This window comes from Parabacteroides sp. B2-S-102, assembly GCF_023656665.1.
GTDB classification, from domain to species: domain Bacteria; phylum Bacteroidota; class Bacteroidia; order Bacteroidales; family Tannerellaceae; genus Parabacteroides; species Parabacteroides distasonis.
Genome location: NZ_JAMOKM010000005.1, coordinates 277235 through 296459, shown reverse-complemented (window position 1 = coordinate 296459; position 19225 = coordinate 277235). Strand labels below are relative to the sequence as shown.

The following is a 19225-nucleotide window of genomic DNA, read 5'->3' as shown; positions in this document are numbered from 1 at the left end:
GTACCAATGTGGGGGACCTTCCTCTCAGAACCCCTATCCATCGTCGGTTTGGTGGGCCGTTACCCCGCCAACTGCCTAATGGAACGCATGCCTATCTATCAGCGATGAATCTTTAGCAAATATCCCCATGCGGGGCCCCTGCTTCATGCGGTATTAGTCCGACTTTCGCCGGGTTATCCCCCTCTGATAGGTAAGTTGCATACGCGTTACTCACCCGTGCGCCGGTCGCCACCCGGTATTGCTACCTGTGCTGCCCCTCGACTTGCATGTGTTAAGCCTGTCGCTAGCGTTCATCCTGAGCCAGGATCAAACTCTTCGTTGTTTAAATTGTTTCTTAATATCCTCGCTCCGGAATCCGTTTATCGTAGTCCAAAGTCATACTTCTATTGACGGTATTAATCCGGAGAATCTCTTCTCCTAATACTTGTACTACTTGTTGAATTATGTAAATCTCTCAAAGAACCCTCTCGCTATCGTTTCTCGATTGCGGCCGCAAAGGTAAGGACTTTTTCTTAACCTCCAAATTTTTCGGTGAAAAATTTTCAAGTTTTTTTTCTCAAGCCGATCTCCGGGCGGTTGGAAATTATCGCTTGGCCCAGCCAACCTCATCCCCTACCCAAGGATACCTCCACGTTTCCATCATTTCTGAAGCGCCGTTCTCTCTCGAATGCGGGTGCAAAAGTAATGCTATAAAACATACGGTCCAAATTTATCGGGCATTATTTTTCAAGTTTTTTTTCACGAGGGGGATCGCATACGTTAATAATACGTCGATATCCATTCTTGGCTCATGTGGCCCACCACGTGGCCTAACGTGTCACCACACGCACTTGAAACAAGTGCTCCACGAGTACATTCGCACGTAATAAAAACGATGAACATCATCTTGGCCCCGATAGGAAATCACACAGAAAAAACGGCTTTTAGCTCATGAAATCATGCGAAATGCACTTGGTTTTAGTGCTTTCGGATCACGTAAACGTGGGTAAGGACCCATTATATCGCCCCCCAAAGACCCAAAAAGCCGAAGAGGGAAGAACCACACAAACAACTGTATATCCACATGTTAAGGCATCAGGAAAATTCCCCGATAAAAAGCCTAGGGCGCAAAAGGCGCATCTTTACGCTTTCAAAGAAACATTTTTAGAAAAATAATATTTACATCACTCTACAGACAAGAGGGGTATAAACGTTATTTACAGAAAAAGTTTTAGAAACATACATAAAGATGCGCCCTTTGAGCCCTAACCTATCAGCAACATCCCTGATACGGGATACAAAAAAGCCAATGGGACACGGCCGCAAAGCCATTGAGACAACACCTCTATCCCATTGACTTTACAAACCTATCCCTTTGAGATACCAACCCTATCCCATTGAGATGCTATTGACAACCGGGCACTTAAAGAACAAAAAGTGAATGCACAACCGTATATTCCTATTCAATGAACGTGAATGCACTACCGCTGAAAGAATACGTCCTTGCCCATTCTCCAAATTGACGATTTCAAATCTGTCCTCTTCCAAGTGCTCCATCTCGATTTTCCCGTCATATAATTTAGGCCGCCCTCTTTTACCTGTAGGCTCTTCCGTGATGAGATAACGGAAATAGGCGTCATCTCTAAATCGGCTGATTACATGAAATCCCATTTCAAATGCGCCATACACAAAGGTGGATTTGGAGAAGTAGGCATCCGCAACCACATAGTTTGCCAGTCGCTGAAGTGTTTCCTTGCGTGTACACGGCACATGTAGATACCAGTCTATTAATGTGTATGTAACTTGCTCCGGTGTTTTTATCGGCGGTGTTTGAACCACTTCCGGATGGAAGCAGGCATGAAAGTCCGATAGCGTTGTTCACCAAAGCGACCATAACGACCCGGTTGAAGGAAATTAATCCGCCCGGGGATAATCAAATATAAAAGTAGGACTTCAAGCATAAACTTCTCACGCCATTTGTTTAGCTTTACCGCTGATTTAAGCAGCACACTATTTATTAGCTCTAAATATTGGTCAAGTTCGTTCAGATTCATTTTTTCAGGATGTGGAAACCCTTAATATAATGAATCGGGAGGACTTGACCTACTTTTTATTTGTTAATTCAAAACTTAACGAACTATTGTATAGGGAAGATCTCCAGAAATTGGCAGAAGAAGATAATCCCATCATAATATTAATGGAATAATTTTTGGTGGTACGAGCGAACTGTGTCAACTAAATATTTTTCATCCGTTGTCATATCCGGCTGAGCCAAATAGACATGAACCTATCATACACGATATACCCATCCGGTTGCCTCAATATAAACTCCTTATCTATTAATATCCTTAAGGAAGTATTCACGCTACTCACCGCCTTCAAATCATACTTTTTGATGAAGGCGGCAGCATTGACCTCCCGGACAATCCCTTCCTTGGCAATCGCTTTCAATAGCTGGATTTGATTAAATGTCAACAATTGGAAATAAGTCTGGTAGGTATATTCTTCTTCCCGTAAGATCTCCATCATGAGAGAATCAAGAAGCTCCGGAGAAAGTGTTTTTTCCGGTAAAGCGAAGAGACGGTTCAAAAGATATTGCACATACCAAGTATGCCCATCTACCCATGTGTACACCTTATCAAATATTTCTTCCGGAAGCTCCTTCCCTTCCTTCTCGAAGAAAGAATGGGCAAAGGAAAAATACACCTCCTTGCTGATCTTGTCTAAAAATAATTTCTGGGTGGATTGATAGAAGGGGCGCTTGATTGAGAAGAATATATATTCCATCAAGTGCTTTTTACTCCCCGAAAAGATAAAATGAACATTCGGCAAAAATTGAATATAAGAACGCAATAGGCCTTCCACCCCTTTCTCCGGATATTCCATGATTTGCTGGAACTCGTCAATAGCCAGATAACATTCTCTTCCAGACTGCCGCAAGTAGTCGAAAATCTCCTTCAGCGTAGATTGCGAGAGGTTATCCGGCTTACCAACGTGATATTTCTCCCATTATGAAGAGCGGATAAAATCACTTCTGTCTCTTTCTCCCGATCACAAAAATATTCTGGACCTTGATAACCAACTATTAAAAAAGGATTATTCATATTCAGCATCTTATCTGCGTTACGCGATTCACGTAACGCAAATTACGTAATAAAAAACCAGAATAACAAGTAAACCGACTACTACTTACATATCCCGACACTCACCGACACTCGCCGATTCCCGTTTTTCAGAGGCTCTATCTTTGCATTGTCATTAGTAATTAACCTTTTAAAATTCAAAATTATGGCAGTGAAATTTAAAGTAGTAAAGCGTAAGGTATTGAACGGCGCAGAGAAAGACTCAGTAAAGAACTACGCGATCGCTAAAACGTCGGGGACTTCGGACCTCAACAAATTATGTAAACTGATTTGCTCTCGCTCCACGCTTTCGTCGGCGGACGTGAAAGCAGTGCTCGATTCATTAAACTGGGCGATGGATCTGGAACTGTCCTCCGGCAACGTGGTGCAATTGGGAGAATTTGGTAACTTCCGTATGTCTATTAACTCCGAAGGAACGAATACGCCCGAGGACTTCGACGCCACCAAGATAAAGGGGGCACGTATTATCTTTTTCCCGGGCTCGGCCCTGCGGACTACCCGCAATGAGGTGAATTTCGAGCCTCTGGAGGTTACGAAAAAGAGCGCAGGTTCTGATAGCGAAAGCCCGGACGAGATATGAGAAAAATTGACCTGATCGTGATTCATTGCTCGGCAACCCGTGAGAATACGGATTATAGCCCGGAGCAACTGGAGAGTGACCACAAGGCACGGGGATTTCTCCGTGCCGGTTACAACTTCTACATCCGTAAATCGGGAGAAGTGGTGAACCTGCGCCCGCTAGAGCAAATTCCGGCTCATGCGAGAGGACACAACAAACACAGCATCGGGATTTGCTACGAGGGTGGACTGGACATCACCGGACAGCCACGGGATACCCGCACACAGGCTCAAAAGACCTCGTTGTTACGTTTGATCCGGCATCTCTTAATCTGCTTTCCCGGCTCATGGGTCTGTGGGCACCGGGATCTCTCGGAGGACTTAAACGGAGACGGGACGATCTCGCCGGATGAATGGATCAAACAATGCCCCTCATTCAACGCGATCCCCGAATACAAAGAACTCGTGTATGAGCTACGAAAAAAATAAGTAAAAAATCCATGCTCCCACTAAGGGTTTTCAAATTTGGTTGCGACTATTAGTATAGAAACAACTTAAAATGGAGAATAGCATAGATCATATTATCACAAGGATATTAAGTGGCAACAGCTCCTCGGAAGATTTTCTTTCGCTGAGCGAATGGCTGAACGCAGACGAAAAGAACAAAAAAGAATTTCAGTTGCTAAAGAGTTATTGGGATGCGGAAGTCTCGTTCAGCCATTCCTTAATGCCTAATGTGTCCCTCGATAATTTGAGAAAGAAGATCGACGATCAAAGCAGGCAAAAGAGATTGAGGCTGATCCGTTTCATCGCTACTCCCATTGCGGCGGCAATCGCCTTTCTTGTTCTGTTTTTCGCGACAATACACTTAAATACCCGGGAAGCTAAGGTTCAGCAATTCTATACCTATATAACCGATAAAAATAAATCTCATTTTACGCTAGATGATGGTACGAAGATCATTTTGAACCGGAATAGTAGCTTTACCTACTCTGACGCATACGGTACGGATCAGCGAAAGGTTAATTTGGAAGGAGAAGCCTATTTCGAGGTGGCGAAAAATCCGGAAAGACCTTTCATCGTCGATATGGGAAATGCCTCCATACGGGTATTAGGAACGACCTTTAGTGTAAAAGCCGATAAAGGGAAGGATCAGATCACGGCCGTCCTGCTGGAAGGGTCTATCCGTTTCGAAAGCCCGACACAACAAGTCTTACTCGCTCCCGACCAGCAACTTACATTCATCCGTTCAACGAACAAGATTGATATCCAATCCGTCAACGCAAAAGAAAATCTGGCATGGAAAGACGGCTTGCTAAAGTATAAATCAATAGCGCTTTGTACCTTGCTGAATGAGCTTGAGAAAAGATACGAGATTCCGATCCATATAGAAAACAAGAGATTGCTGGACCCGAATGTCACTGTATCCGGAACATTCAGCGAGGATCAATCTTTAAAGGAGATTTTACAAGTGATCTCTCGTAGTTTGCCGATCAAATGGTCACAAAGAGATGGAACTTACTATATTCAATAAAATAAAAATATCAACACATCTTAAAAAACAAGCAATGCCTATGAGATAACACGGATCATATCTTTCAAAAAAAACAAAACCGGCTGCAAAAATACAGCCGGCCCCATTAAAAAGAATTAATTCCTGCTTCTGCTACTCCACGACCAAATTTTGTGGCAGACGCATATTATCAACCTTTTATCAGTACAAAAATATGGAAAATGTTTCGTATTATAGGTCTTTTAGGTCCAAAGACTTAAAAAAAATGCTCTCGGTCCTAAAAATGTCCTTTATTTTACTTTTCTTGACACTGTTCCAAGCGGTAGCGACTAATTCCTATTCACAATCTGTAACGATTTCCGTGAAGACGGATCAAGCCCCGCTAACCGATCTATTCGCTATTATAGAAAAACAAAGCGATTTCTTATTCTTCTATGTGGATTCTGACGTAAAGAACGTAAAAGTGAGCGTGAACGCAACCGATAAGTCCATAGAAAATATCTTATCGCAAGCACTACGCAACACGAGTTTGAAATATTCGATCGAGGGACGAAATATCAATGTATTTAATAAAAACATTGTCGCCCAACAGACTAAGAAACGCATCACCGGTGTCGTTAAAGACCCGGAAGGAAACGCTATTATCGGCGCTAACGTAGTCGAGAAAGGCACGACCAACGGCACGATTACAGATCTGGATGGTAAATACGTTATGGAAGTATCCTCAAACGCAACTCTCGAGTTCTCTTATATCGGTTACATGACACAGTTGCAACCGGTAGGCGGCAAAAACGAGATCAATGTAAACTTGAAAGAGGACACTCAAAAACTGGACGAGGTAGTCGTAGTGGGTTACGGTACGCAGACGAAACGTGAGATTACCGGTTCTATCACCAACGTGACCGCTGAGGATTTCAACCAAGGTCTGACTCGTAACGCAGCGGATTTGTTGCAAGGTAAGGTGGCCGGTTTAACGATCAATACAGGTTCCGGCGACGTAACGGGCAACTCGACGATTCAATTAAGAGGTCTATCCACTTTGCAAAACGACCAAGGCCCGTTAATCGTTATCGATAACGTGCCGGGCATGGACATGTCTACGGTTAATCCGCAGGACATCGAATCTATCTCTATCTTGAAAGATGCCTCCTCAGCCGCTATCTACGGTTCCCGTTCAGCGGGTGGTGTTATCCTTATTACGACTAAGAAAGGTTACGCCAGCAAACCGACCATCGCTTATAATGGAGCGTTCGGTGTATCTACCTTGGCTAACAAGCCGAATCTGCTAACAGCGGACCAATGGCGTAGCTATACTTCCTCTACCCCGGGTAAGGACGGTAAGGATTTTGACATGGGAGCGAACACGGATTGGTTCGACGAGATCACGAGAATCGGTTTCCAACAGGATCATGCCGTGTCTTTATCAGGAGGTGGTTCACACCATAACTATAGAGGTTCCCTTTCTTATATGCAACGTGAAGGTATCGCACGCGATAACTCCATGAACCGTTACAACGCCCGTTTCCAATTCTCCCAACGTGCTCTGGAGGATCGTTTGAAAGTAAGCATCACCGGCGTGGCTACCGTTACAGATAACGCGCCGACCAATGCGACCAATTTCTTACTTGCCTACAATATGATTCCCGTTCGCCCGATTAAGCTAGAGGATGGATCTTGGTTCGACACACGTGAATACGACCAAGGAAACCCGGTACGTAACCAGAAAGAGAATACACATAAGAACCGCATCAATAATTTCTATGGAACCGCTGATGTCGGTTATACGATTATCGATGGCTTAGAGGCTAAAGTTCTTTTAGCTAAAAGCCGGAATACGGAAGATGAGAGCAAATACAACAGTATCGAGTCTCAAGCCGGTTACAACGATGGCGGTAAGGCCGAACGTTGGTCCAGACTACGTGATAAAGACTTGATGGAATGGACCGCCAATTATTCAGCTGAGTTCAATAAGCATAAGATCAATGCCTTGATCGGTTACTCTTGGGAAGAAGAGAATTATGAGGAGACTCACGTACAGACCCGTGGTTTCGTCACTGATTTATTAGGTGCTAACAATTTAGCCGCGGGACAAAATCTGAATCCGGGAGACGCAGAGTCTCAAAAATGGCAAAGTCGCCTGATCTCTTTATACGCAAGAGCCAATTATAGCTTCAATGAGAAATATATGTTGACAGCTACCGTACGCCGGGATGGTTCTTCTAAATTTGGAACGAATAACAAATGGGGTACCTTCCCTTCCGTTTCCGTGGGTTGGAATATCACCCAAGAGTCATTCATGGAAAAAGTAAACTGGCTTAACGACTTAAAGTTAAGTGTCGGTTATGGTATCACTGGTAATCAAACAGGATTGGACCCCTACAAAACCCTCGAGCTTTACGGCACAGATGGTGTATATTATGATACCGGTTCTTGGCTACCTTCTTATAAAATCAGCCAAAACGCAAACCCAGACTTAAAATGGGAACAGACAGCGATGTTGAACATCGGACTTGATTTCTCCGTATTGGATAGCCGCCTAGGTGGTCGTATCGAATGGTATAACAAAAAGACCTCTGACATGCTTTATACCTATCCGGTGCCAACCCCTCCTTACCTATATAGCGAGATCATGGCTAACGTGGGCGATATGCGTAATACGGGTATCGAGTTGAGTTTGAACGCAGACGCTATCCGCACGAAGGATTTCGATTGGAACATCTCCTTAAACTTGGCTCATAATGAAAATGAGGTAACTCGTTTATCCAACGATGTATTCACGATGGATAAGATCTTATTAGGTGACGTATTCATCCGGGGTGGAAGCTCCAGCGGTACACACGTATTGGAAGAGGGACGCCCTATCGGACAATTCTATGGCTTGGTTTGCAACGGTATCGATGAGAACGGCAGATATATCATGGTAGATAAAGACGGTGACGGCGAGATTTCCGATCCGGCGGATTATGACTACATCGGATCCGCTCAACCGAAACTGACATATGGTATCACCAATACTTTCCGCTACAAGAATTTTGATTTGTCATTCTTCTTGCGTGGAACGATCGGTAATGATATATTGAACGCGACCCGCATGGCATACGCTCAATCCGGATTCTTGCCGGGAACAAACGCATTGGATGATCCATTGACCTATACGTTAAGCGAAACTCCAAGATTCTCCAACTATTACTTAGAGAAAGGTTCTTTTATGCGTCTCGACAACTTGACTTTAGGTTATAAGATCAAAGCATTGAATGGTATCCGTGTTTATTTCACGGCGCAAAACCTATTCGTTATCACGAAATATAAAGGCCTTGATCCCGAAGTTCCTATGGATTCAGGAGACGGTTTGACCCCGGGTGTAGAACCTCGTGAATTTTATCCGAAGGCACGCACATTCTCTGTTGGATTAAACTTGAATTTCTAATACACAAACAGTAACGATCATGAAAAGATTATTCAAAAATATAATATGTGCCGTACTCGCTCCGGTAGCACTTGTCTCTTGCATGGATTTGGACGAGAACGTATACGACAAGCTTCCTACCGACGAATTCGGGACAACAGAAAAGCAGATTAATGCGATCATGGCTCCGGCATACCAATCCCTAAAGAACATGCTGGCTTATGACGGTCCTTGGGGAGCGGCCGATATGACAGCCGATATCTTGATAGCACCGACACGTGTAGGTGGCGACTGGTGGGACGGCGGACAATACATGGAACAATGTATGCACAGTTGGAAACCGAACTCTTACTCCGTGGAGAATTGCTGGACATATTGTACGGAAGGTTTAACCACCGTTAATTCCGTATATAATATTATAGAGAAAAGCGAGGCGATGAGCGATGAACTTAAGCTTCAATACTTGTCTGAGCTAAGAGGATTACGCGCTTTCTGGTATTATGTAATCGTAGATATTTTCGGTAACGCTCCATTAGTGACAGATTTTGAGGATACCTCCTTGCCCTCCATCACGAGTCGCGCGGATCTGTATAAATACGTGGTGAAGGAATTAACCGAGATCATCCCGAACCTGCGTTCCGATGTATCAGACGCCAGCTACGGTAAGTTCACGCAAGGGGCTGCCCGTATGGTATTGGCAAAGATGTACCTCAACGCCGAGGAATGGATCGGCGAGCCGAACTGGAAAGGTGTAGTGGAGCAGTGCGACGAGATCATGAAACTCGAATATATCATCGAGCCGAATTGGAAAACCAATTTCGAGGTTCATAACGAGGTATCACGAGAGATTATTTTCCCGATCTGCTACAAGGCATCTGATGCTTGGGGTAACTCCATTCATCTTTGGACATTGCATTATCTGGATCCCGATGTATTAGGTTTCACCGGCGGTATGTGGAATGGTATCAACGCCCAGCCGGATTTTGTCCGCACATTTGATACGGAAGATCCTCGTTACGAAGGTTCGTTCTTGATTGGCCCGATGATCGACCCTAGCACGGGAGAGATTTTGAAAACGACCCTAGGACATGACTTGATCCATACGATCGACTTAAATGTGGTACCGGGAACTGAGAAAACCGATGCGGATGGTAACTTAACCCCGTGGGGCGAGGTTCACCAAGAAGACGGCGCACGTATCAATAAGTGGGTATATGAGAAAGGCATGCAAAATACCAATATGGAGAACGATATCGCTATCTTCCGTCTGGCCGATGTATACCTGATGAAAGCGGAAGCCTTGGTTCGTATGGGCGGGGATCTCGGTGAAGCTACTCGTCTGGTAAACGCTATCCGGGAAAGGGCTTACGGCAATTCCGATCATAATTACACGAGCGTGACATTGGACGATATCTATAACGAGCGTGGTTATGAGTTGGCATTCGAATTTGTCCGCCGCCAAGATATGATCCGCTTCGGGACTTATCTGAAACCGAGATATATGAAGCCGAAACAGACTCCGGAATATCGTAAGATCTTCCCGATCCCGTTCAAGGCTTGGCAGAAGAATAATAATTTGGTTCAGAACCCGGGATATCCGGCATTCTAATCATATCAGTCTGTTTTTAATATCAATTCTTTAGACCCCAATTCAATTATTAATCATAATATGAACAAATTTATGAAAGAGGTAAATAAACAATCCAGTCCGACTGGAATCTCGAGAAGGGAATTCCTTGGGATGGCAGCCACAGGTGCTGCCGCCCTTACGATCCTGCCCAGTTTTACCGTAGCGGGATTAGGACACGTAGCTCCCAGCGATAAGCTTTATATCGCGAAAATAGGCTGTGGCGGTATGGGAGCCGCCGATTTGGGTAGCTTGATGAATACGCCGCACAAAAACGCGGCGATCACCTGTCTGTGCGACGTAGACGACCGTCAGTCTGCCGACGCTCGTAAGAAATACCCGAAGGCTAAGTATTTCAACGACTTCCGTGAGATGTACGACAAGGAGCACAAAAACTTCGATGCAGTATGTATCTCCACTCCGGATCACAACCACGCCATCCAAGCTTTCGGAGCAATGCGCATGGGTAAGCACGTATATCTGCAAAAACCGATCGCACACGATATTTACGAGGCACGTATCCTTACCGAGGCCGCCAAGAAATACAAGGTCGTGATCCAGATGGGCGACCAAGGTAACTCTTGCGACGGTATGCGTACCCTTCGTGAATGGTTCGAGGCGGATCTGCTGGGCGACATCCAGAAGGTATATTGCTGGACCAACCGTCCCGTATGGCCGCAAGGTATTCCTTGGCCGAGCCAGAAGCCTGAGGTTCCCAAGGGATTAAATTGGGACTTATGGGTAGGTACCGCCGAGTATGTGGATTATATCGATAATCTTGTTCCGTTCAACTGGCGTGGTTGGTGGCGTTTCGGTACAGGCGCTCTTGGAGATATGGGTTGCCACATCATCGGCCCTCCATTCAAATTGCTTCAATTAGGTTATCCGACTGAGGTTTCTTGCAGCACGACCAATGTCTACTCCGGTATCTTCGAGGAGGCTTATTATCCTGAGAGTTGCCCGGTAGCCAGCTCGATCCGTTATAAATTCAAGAAGAAAGACGGAAGCGACCTGAATCTCTATTGGATGGACGGTGGTATCATGCCGGAGCGTTTCGAGGAGATCGATCCGGATGCAGACATGACCTGCACGATGGGAGACTTGGATATGATGGACGTAGAAGGCGCAACCGTATTCGTAGGTACGAAAGGTATGGCTTCTTGCGGCTGGGGCGGTTCCGACCCGAGATTCTGGCCAAAGGGACAGAAGGCGAACAAGAAACCGCTGTTCGACAAGGACGTGAACATTCCTCATAAATACAAACGTATCGAAGGCGGCACGAACGGTCATTACTGGGCGTGGATCGACTCTTGTATCGCAGGATACGACAAGGCGGACGTAGAATCACCATTCGAAGGTTACGCCGGTCCGTTGACGGAGACCGTATTGATGGGTAACCTGATCTTACGCAGCTATAATATCCGGGAACAAGTGAAACATAACGACTCGATCTACGGAGAACGCGAGGGCTTTATCTATCCGGGAAGAAACAAAACTTTCCAGTGGGACGGAGCGAACATGCGTATCACCAACTTCGAGCAAGCGAACCAATTCATCAAGCGGAAATACCGCGATGGATGGGAAGATCTCAAGTTATAAAAGCGAACAACAATGGGATGAGACGGGGCACACCCCGTCTCTACAACTAGATAATTTACTTAAATAACTATACAAAGATGAAAAAGATTTATAGCAGTATTATGGCCGTAGCCTTATTCGCATCGGCTCTATCATGTACCTCTGGCAACAATAACAATACGAACAATGCCGGAACGCAAACCGCCCAAACCCAAGCCCTCGATAGCGATGGTATCCCTACGGGAGGCGAGTGGATCACCATGTTCGACGGGAAAACCTTGAACGGATGGCGCGGCTATTGCCGTCAGGATGTACCCCAAGGTTGGGTGGTTGAAGACGGATCGATCACCTATAAAGGTAGCGACAATAAGGCAGACACGGGCTTCGGCGACTTGATCTACGACAAGAAGTTCAAAAATTTCGTTTTCGAGATCGAATGGAAGATCGACAAGGCCGGTAATAGCGGTATCTTCTATACTGCGCAAGAAATTGAGGGTACACCTATTTATTACTCCAGCCCAGAATATCAGTTACTCGACAACGAGAATATGCCGGACGCATGGGAAGGTTGCGATGGTAACCGTCAGGCCGGTGCCGTATATGACATGATTATGCCGGATCCACAACCCGTAAAACCGTACGGAAACTGGAACAAGACGAGAATCGTTGTCTATAACCAACGCGTGATCCATTACATGAACGACGTGAAAGTGCTGGAATTCCAGTTCGGTACACCGGTATGGCGCGCGTTAGTGGATCATAGTAAGTTCAGCAAGTTCAGCACGAGTCCGGAGAAATGCCCGGAAGCTTACGACTTGATGCTACAATGCGGAAAACAACCGGGTTACATCGGTATGCAAGACCACGGTTATGGTGTTTGTTTCCGCAATATCCGAATCAAAGAGCTCTAAAATCGTATGAGAATAGAGATTTGTCAATCTTATGAGGCATTAAGCCTTAAGGCAAAAGAGATTGTTACCTCAGAGTTAGGGCAGCACAAGGCACTTACGCTTTGTGCCGCCACTGGGGGCTCTCCTACCCGGATGTATGAGTTGCTGGTAGAGGAAGCCGGTCGCCAACCGGAATTATTCTCCCAATTCACGGTACTAAAGCTTGATGAATGGGGAGGAATCCCGATGGACCACCCGGGTACGTGCGAGTCGTATCTACGGAACTATTTCGTAGGTCCGCTTCAAATCCCGGAAGACCGGTATATAGCGTTCCAAAGCGATCCGGAGAACCCTGAGGCGGAATGTGAGCGGATCCAACAGATACTGGATCAAAAAGGCCCTATCGACATTTGTATATTAGGAATAGGGATGAACGGCCATATCGCCTTGAACGAGCCGGCTCCTTCCTTACATACGAATTACCATGTGGCTCATCTGTCCCAGAAATCATTGCAACATCCCATGATCGCCGGGGATACGGAAAAACCGGGATACGGACTGACATTGGGCATGGCGAATATCTTTCAGTCACGCCTGATTATCCTTCTTATCAACGGGATAAAGAAAAGGGAGATTACTCAAGCTTTCCTTGAACAGAAGATCTCGACGGAGTTGCCGGCCTCCTTATTGTGGCTGCACCCGAACGTGATTTGCCTGATCGACAGGGAAGCGGCGCATAGTTCTAATTAAGCTTTTACAATTATCATGAAATACGCTATCGCATTAGACATTGGAGGAACAAGCATAAAATATACTCTTGTGAACCAGAATGGCGACATTCTTTACGAATCGTCGGAAACCACACAATCAAAAGAGAATCCACGCCCATTATCCGATATCATAAAAAGTATCGTACGGAAAATGACAGACTACGCCCGTTCCCGGGACTGGGGGATTTACGGAATTGGCATAGGTGTACCTTCCGTAGTAGATAAGGGGGTGGTTCTCTTTGCCAATAATCTTCCTGAACTGGACAACCAACAATTGGATCTTGCGTTAGCGGAATTTAATCTACCGGTATTCATCGACAACGACGCAAACCTTATGGGGTTGGGCGAGGTGATATATGGGGCGGCTAAGGGCCTCTCCGATATCGTTTTCTTGACGGTGGGTACCGGCATAGGGGGCGCCTTGTTCTTGAACGGCCGGCTTTATGGCGGCTACCGGAACCGGGGCACCGAACTTGGGCACTTAATTATTCATGGTCTGAATGGGAATCAATGTACTTGCGGAGCGTCCGGTTGCCTAGAGGCACACGCTTCCGTAAGTGCGTTGATCGCCTTATATCGGCAATTATTGGAGAAGAACGGACGGGAGATACCTTCCCGTATCGATGGAAAATATATAGTAGAGCGCTATAAAGCTCAAGAGAAAGAGGCCGTACTCGCTATGGAGGATCATTTCCGGAATCTGTCCCTAGGCGTAGCGAGCCTTATCAACATTTTCGCTCCGCAAAAGGTGATTATCGGCGGAGGCATTTCGGAATCCGGAGATTTCTACATTAATAATATACGGGAACAGGTCTGGAAATTCGTGATGAAGGAAACCTCGTACTTCACGACTATCGAACTTGCCCGATTAGGAAATAAGGCCGGATGCCTCGGGGCGGCGGCATTGGTGTTTAATCATTGAATCTATCTATCATGAATAAGAATAATTGGATCGTACTCCTCATCTTGTGTATTTGGTTTGTCATTTCTTTTGTTACCAATATATTAGGCCCTATGCTACCGATGATTATCGATAGTTTTGGGCTGAGCCTGACATTGGCCGCATTCTTGCCGTTCTCGTTTTTCTTGGCATATGGCATCATGTCCATCCCGGCAGGAATGATCATCGAGCGTTTCGGGGGAAAGATTTCCTTATTGGTCGCTTTCAGTCTGACGTTTTTGGGTGCGGGGCTTTTCGTCATGTTCCCGACCTACCCTATCGTATTGACCTCCCTTTTCGCTATCGGTCTGGGCATGGCGATGCTACAGGTGATTATATTGCCCTTGATGCGTGAGGCGGGCGGAGAGAAAAAATATGCCTTTAATCAGGTATTGGCCCAGATCGTATTCGGGGCCGCTTCTTTCATGAGCCCGTTCGTCTTGGCCGGGCTTATGCGGAAATTAACCGGTGAGGATCCGGCGAACGACTTCTTCATCCGTTTCCTCAAAGGGATAACGCCGGAGAGCTTACCTTGGAGCTCGCTCTATTTTATCTTTACGATTGTTTTTGTCATCATGTTAGTGGTTATCTCTTATGTCAAATTCCCGAAAGTAGAATTAAAGGAAGATGAGAAGGCGGGAACGGTACAGAATTATAAAGAATTACTCAAGCAAAAACAAGTTATATTCTATTTCTTGGGGATTATCGCTTATGTGGGAACCGAGCAAGGATTGGCGAATTGGATGAGTCTTTTCCTGAATATGTATCATGGGGTCAGCCCGGAAGGAGCCGGGGCTACTACGGTTGCTTGGTTCTGGGGATTGATGTCCATCGGCTGCTTGTTGGGATTGGTGATCGTAAAGTTAATCGACTCAAAGCTGATGTTACGTATTTTCTCGATGATAGCGATCCTTAATTTATCGATAGCGCTCTTCGGTCCTACGCAAGTAGCGATTATCGCTTTCGCTTGTTGCGGCTTCTCGATCTCGATCATGTTTTCGGTGATATTCGCCTTAGCCCTTAACTCCGTGGATAAGCATCATGGGGCTTTTTCCGGTATCTTGTGTACGGGTATTTTCGGTGGGGCATTGATTCCGTTCATCATTGGTGGACTTGGAGATCTGATCGGGTTGCGCTATTCCATGTTTTTCCTATTTATCACGCTGGGCTATATCTTGAGTATTTCCTATTGGGCAAAACCATTGGTCAAGAATGAGACCGTCAGTCTTAAGGAATTGTTGAAGCAGTTAAACCGTACAAAATAAATATGTATATCTTTGGCCTATAAAATTATCATCCATGAAAAAAGAATCAATCTACCTCGTTCTGGCATTTTTTATACTTTGCGCTCACTCTTTATATGCGAATAAAAGCGTGCGGTTGGCTTCTCCAAACGGAAAGATCAAGTTTTCCTTGGCTTTGGATAAGAATAGCCCGGTATACAGCGTAACATTTAATAAGCAGACCTTGATCCAAGACTCCCCATTGACGCTGACTTTCGATAATGGGGCGTTCGGGGAAAATGTAAAGATCAACAAACCCGTGTTCAGTACGAAGGAAGAGACCTACGAATTGATCGTTGGTAAGGCGAAACATATACATAGCCTTTCCAAAGAGGTAATCATCCCGCTAGAGGAAACCGTTCAGCCTTTTCGCAAGATTAATCTGGTCTTGAGGGCTTTCGATGACGGTATCGCCTTCCGCTATGAGTTTCCGAAGCAAAAAGGATGGGATTCGTATATCATGTATGACGAGGGAACCACCTTCAACCTACAAGGGAATCCGAACGTAACCACTTTATTCCTCCCCAACTACCAAAGTTCCCACGAAGGTAAATATACGGTCACAGATTATGCCGACATGGATAATAAACGATTGATGGATATGCCCGCCCTATTCTCTTTCCCGAACCATGTTTATATGGCGATTACCGAGGCGGCGGTTCGTGATTACGCCGGTATGTACCTATGGAAAGAAAACGGGACTCTTCTCGGGAAACTATCACCTAAACTGGGACAAGAGCGTATCAAGGTAGAGGCATCCCTACCCCATCAATCTCCTTGGCGGGTCTTGATGATCAGTGATCAAATCGGTTCCTTGATAGCGTCCAATATCCTTACGAATCTCAATGAGCCTTGTAAGATAGAGGATACGTCTTGGATTAAGCCGGGTAAGACTACTTTTACGTGGTGGAACGGAAATGTCGTTCCGGATACGACTTTCCTTGGCGGAAACAATTTCCCCACGAATAAATATTACATTGATTTCGTAGCCCGTAACGGATTGGATTATCACTCGATCTACGGGAACGCCGAGCAAGCTTGGTATGACGAGGATGGAGCCGGATTCGGTTCTCCGGGTCCTAAAGCGGACATCTTGAAAGTCGTTCCGAGCCTCAATATGCAGGAGATTTGCGATTACGCCAAGAGTCAAGGCGTACGTATCCATTTATGGACCAACTGGAAACCTCTGTACGCAAAGATAGACGAGGCTTTCGCCCAATTCGAGAAATGGGGAATCGCCGGCATGATGATCGATTTCATGGATCGAGACGATCAGGAGATGATCCGCATCCAAGAAGAGTTCTTGGCGAAGGCGGCTAAGCATCATCTATTCGTGCAATTCCACGGAGCTTGCAAGCCGTCTGGATTGAGCCGTACCTATCCCAACGAGTTCACCCGCGAGGGTACGCTTAATTACGAGCATTGCAAATGGGATAAGGATACCGACGCAGATCATGACATCCATATGCCTTTTACCCGTTTATTAGCGGGAGCGACTGATTATCATTTAGGAGGTTTCCGCTCTTTGCCAAGGGATAAGTTCAAGAACCAAGAACGTAACCCTTACGTAATGAGTACCCGCTGCCATATGTTAGCGATGTACGTGGTATTAGAGAGCTATCTCGGCATGATTTGCGATACGCCGGAGGCTTACGAAGGACAACCGGGATTCGAGTTCCTGAAAGCCGTGCCTACGACTTGGGACCAAACAGTCGTTCCGAACGCTTCCGTCAATGAATACGTAACGATCGCCCGCAAAAAGGGAGAGGATTGGTTTGTCGGTACGATCAATAACAGCCAAGCACGCAGTATCGATGTAGACCTCAAGTTCTTGGATAAGGACAAGAAATATAAGATAACGATCTATAAAGATGCTGAAGATACGAATATAGACTCGAACAAACTCGTAAAAGAGGTTGAGGAGATCACCTACAGGGATAAAATCACCCTTCCGCTGGCCTCCGACGGAGGATCGGTCTTTCATATTCAACCCATCTGACGTAACTCATCCACTGCAACCTGGGTTGCGGTGGTACTGCAAGGCTGATGCAGTAATACTGCAACGCCCATACAGTAACAAGACACAAAGCTTTCGGATAAAAGCAAGTATTGGAGGAACCGGAACAATTGATTACTTTTGTGCTCAAAAATAGATAAATGAGTTACAATTGGAATACACGGACGGAACTTTTGTTCGGAGCGGAGCGTATGGAGCGCTTATCCCGTAGCCATGTATTGGTAGTTGGCCTAGGAGGTGTGGGAGCTTATGCCGCCGAGCAGATTTGTCGGGCCGGAGTAGGAAAGATGACGATCATAGACGCCGATACGGTAAACGAGAGTAATATCAACCGCCAATTGCCCGCCCTTCATTCCACCCTAGGGATGCCGAAAGCCGAGGTCGTGGCCAAGCGTTTGCTCGATATCAATCCCCGGTTGCAACTAACCGTCCTGAATGAATTCCTGCGAGACGAACGGACGGAGGAGGTACTCTTATCGGCCCCTCTCGATTTCGTGGTAGATGCCATCGATTCCCTAAGTCCCAAGGTATACCTGATGTACCAAGCATATATCCATAAGATCCCCATCGTGTCCTCCATGGGGGCGGGCGCTAAGGTAGACCCATCCTTGGTACGGATAGCGGATATCTCCAAGACAATCAATTGCGCCCTCGCGAAAGCGGTGCGGAAACGGTTGCGTCCTCTAGGCGTAAGCAAGGGGATTCCCGTCGTATTTTCCACCGAGTTCGCCGATCCGGACGCCGTGATCGAAGTTGAAAACGAAACATGTAAACGTACGACCACGGGAACGGTCTCTTATATGCCGGCAACGTTCGGTTGTTTCCTTGCCTCGCACGTCCTAAGAAACTTGATATGATACAAACCGAAGGAATAACGAAAAGTTTCGGTGCCTTACAAGTATTGAAAGGCATCGACCTCACGATAAACAAGGGCGAGGTTGTCGCTATCGTAGGCCCCAGCGGGGCGGGTAAGACAACCTTGTTGCAAATCATCGGCACGCTCGACGCACCGGATAGCGGGCGACTGGTTATCAATGGCACGGAGACAAGACGATTGGGCGATAAGGAATTGGCGGCTTTCCGCAACCGGAATATCGGCTTCGTCTTCCAGTTCCATCAATTATTGCCGGAGTTCACGGCCTTGGAAAACGTGATGATCCCAGCCCTGATCGCCAAGGAGAAATCGGCCATAGCCGAGAAGCGGGCGAAAGAGATGCTGGACTTCTTGAAACTCTCCGATCGTATGGCACACAAGCCCGCCGAGCTATCCGGCGGAGAAAAGCAACGGGTAGCGGTAGCCCGTGCGCTTATCAATAACCCGGCGGTTATCCTCGCCGACGAACCTTCGGGAAGCCTCGATACCAAGAACAAGGAAGAATTGCACGCCCTCTTTTTCGAGTTAAGAGACCAGATGAACCAGACGTTCGTCATCGTGACGCATGACGAACAGCTGGCCACAAACACGGATCGGGTGATTCATATCAAGGATGGAGTGGTAGAAACGAACTAACAACAAGGGGG

General features: G+C 46.2%; 15 protein-coding genes, 1 rRNA gene and 1 pseudogene. 14 read left to right on the top strand and 3 right to left on the bottom strand.

Annotation, left to right across the window (positions count from 1 at the left end; all coding sequences use genetic code 11):
- Positions 1–322, bottom strand: a 16S ribosomal RNA gene (locus NBH07_RS09530); the annotation flags it as partial.
- A gap of 608 nt (positions 323–930) precedes the next feature.
- On the opposite strand from NBH07_RS09530, the gene NBH07_RS09525 reads away from it, so the two are divergent.
- The gene (locus NBH07_RS09525; RefSeq protein WP_156682745.1) at positions 931–1155 is read left to right on the top strand and encodes a hypothetical protein; all 225 of its coding nucleotides are present in this window, start codon (positions 931–933) and stop codon (positions 1153–1155) included.
- 641 nt (positions 1156–1796) lie between these two features.
- Here NBH07_RS09525 and NBH07_RS09520 read toward each other — a convergent pair.
- Both NBH07_RS09520 and NBH07_RS09515 read right to left on the bottom strand, forming a co-directional pair.
- Positions 1797–2033, bottom strand: coding sequence for a hypothetical protein (locus tag NBH07_RS09520; RefSeq protein WP_034526337.1), 237 nt, complete (start codon positions 2031–2033; stop codon positions 1797–1799).
- 202 nt (positions 2034–2235) lie between these two features.
- A pseudogene (locus tag NBH07_RS09515) lies at positions 2236–3083 on the bottom strand (AAA family ATPase).
- Between the two features lie 184 nt (positions 3084–3267).
- On the opposite strand from NBH07_RS09515, the gene NBH07_RS09510 reads away from it, so the two are divergent.
- From NBH07_RS09510 to NBH07_RS09450, 13 genes are all read left to right on the top strand, one after another.
- Positions 3268–3702, top strand: a complete 435-nt coding sequence (locus NBH07_RS09510) for an HU family DNA-binding protein (RefSeq protein ID WP_005863956.1) — start codon at positions 3268–3270, stop codon at positions 3700–3702.
- Positions 3699–4169 (top strand): N-acetylmuramoyl-L-alanine amidase, encoded by a 471-nt coding sequence (locus NBH07_RS09505; RefSeq protein ID WP_009016469.1) that lies wholly within the window; start codon positions 3699–3701, stop codon positions 4167–4169. Before NBH07_RS09510 ends, NBH07_RS09505 begins: the two co-directional genes overlap by 4 nt.
- A gap of 70 nt (positions 4170–4239) precedes the next feature.
- Positions 4240–5214 (top strand): FecR family protein, encoded by a 975-nt coding sequence (locus NBH07_RS09500; protein ID WP_009016470.1) that lies wholly within the window; start codon positions 4240–4242, stop codon positions 5212–5214.
- Positions 5215–5476: 262 nt separating this feature from the next.
- Positions 5477–8620: a SusC/RagA family TonB-linked outer membrane protein gene (locus tag NBH07_RS09495; protein WP_009016471.1), complete on the top strand. Its 3144-nt coding sequence runs from the start codon at positions 5477–5479 to the stop codon at positions 8618–8620.
- 19 nt (positions 8621–8639) lie between these two features.
- The gene (locus NBH07_RS09490; RefSeq protein ID WP_005860631.1) at positions 8640–10208 is read left to right on the top strand and encodes a RagB/SusD family nutrient uptake outer membrane protein; all 1569 of its coding nucleotides are present in this window, start codon (positions 8640–8642) and stop codon (positions 10206–10208) included.
- Positions 10209–10280: 72 nt separating this feature from the next.
- Positions 10281–11825 (top strand): Gfo/Idh/MocA family protein, encoded by a 1545-nt coding sequence (locus NBH07_RS09485; RefSeq protein WP_250833503.1) that lies wholly within the window; start codon positions 10281–10283, stop codon positions 11823–11825.
- 77 nt (positions 11826–11902) lie between these two features.
- On the top strand, positions 11903–12715 hold the full coding sequence (locus NBH07_RS09480) for a 3-keto-disaccharide hydrolase (RefSeq protein ID WP_005860627.1): 813 nt from the start codon (positions 11903–11905) through the stop codon (positions 12713–12715).
- Positions 12716–12721: 6 nt separating this feature from the next.
- Positions 12722–13444: a galactosamine-6-phosphate isomerase gene (locus tag NBH07_RS09475; protein WP_009016473.1), complete on the top strand. Its 723-nt coding sequence runs from the start codon at positions 12722–12724 to the stop codon at positions 13442–13444.
- Positions 13445–13459: 15 nt separating this feature from the next.
- A complete protein-coding gene (locus NBH07_RS09470; protein ID WP_009016474.1) occupies positions 13460–14386 on the top strand; it encodes an ROK family protein in 927 nt (308 codons plus the stop codon).
- Between the two features lie 11 nt (positions 14387–14397).
- Positions 14398–15669, top strand: coding sequence for an MFS transporter (locus NBH07_RS09465; protein ID WP_009016475.1), 1272 nt, complete (start codon positions 14398–14400; stop codon positions 15667–15669).
- 34 nt (positions 15670–15703) lie between these two features.
- Positions 15704–17686 carry a glycoside hydrolase family 97 protein gene (locus tag NBH07_RS09460; protein WP_009016476.1) on the top strand — a complete coding sequence of 661 codons (1983 nt, stop codon included), beginning with the start codon at positions 15704–15706 and terminating at the stop codon, positions 17684–17686.
- A 158-nt stretch (positions 17687–17844) separates the two neighbouring features.
- Complete coding sequence (locus NBH07_RS09455) at positions 17845–18561, top strand: tRNA threonylcarbamoyladenosine dehydratase (protein WP_156682743.1); 717 nt, start codon at positions 17845–17847, stop codon at positions 18559–18561.
- Positions 18558–19214: an ABC transporter ATP-binding protein gene (locus NBH07_RS09450; protein WP_008778861.1), complete on the top strand. Its 657-nt coding sequence runs from the start codon at positions 18558–18560 to the stop codon at positions 19212–19214. Before NBH07_RS09455 ends, NBH07_RS09450 begins: the two co-directional genes overlap by 4 nt.
- Positions 19215–19225 lie beyond the last annotated feature (11 nt).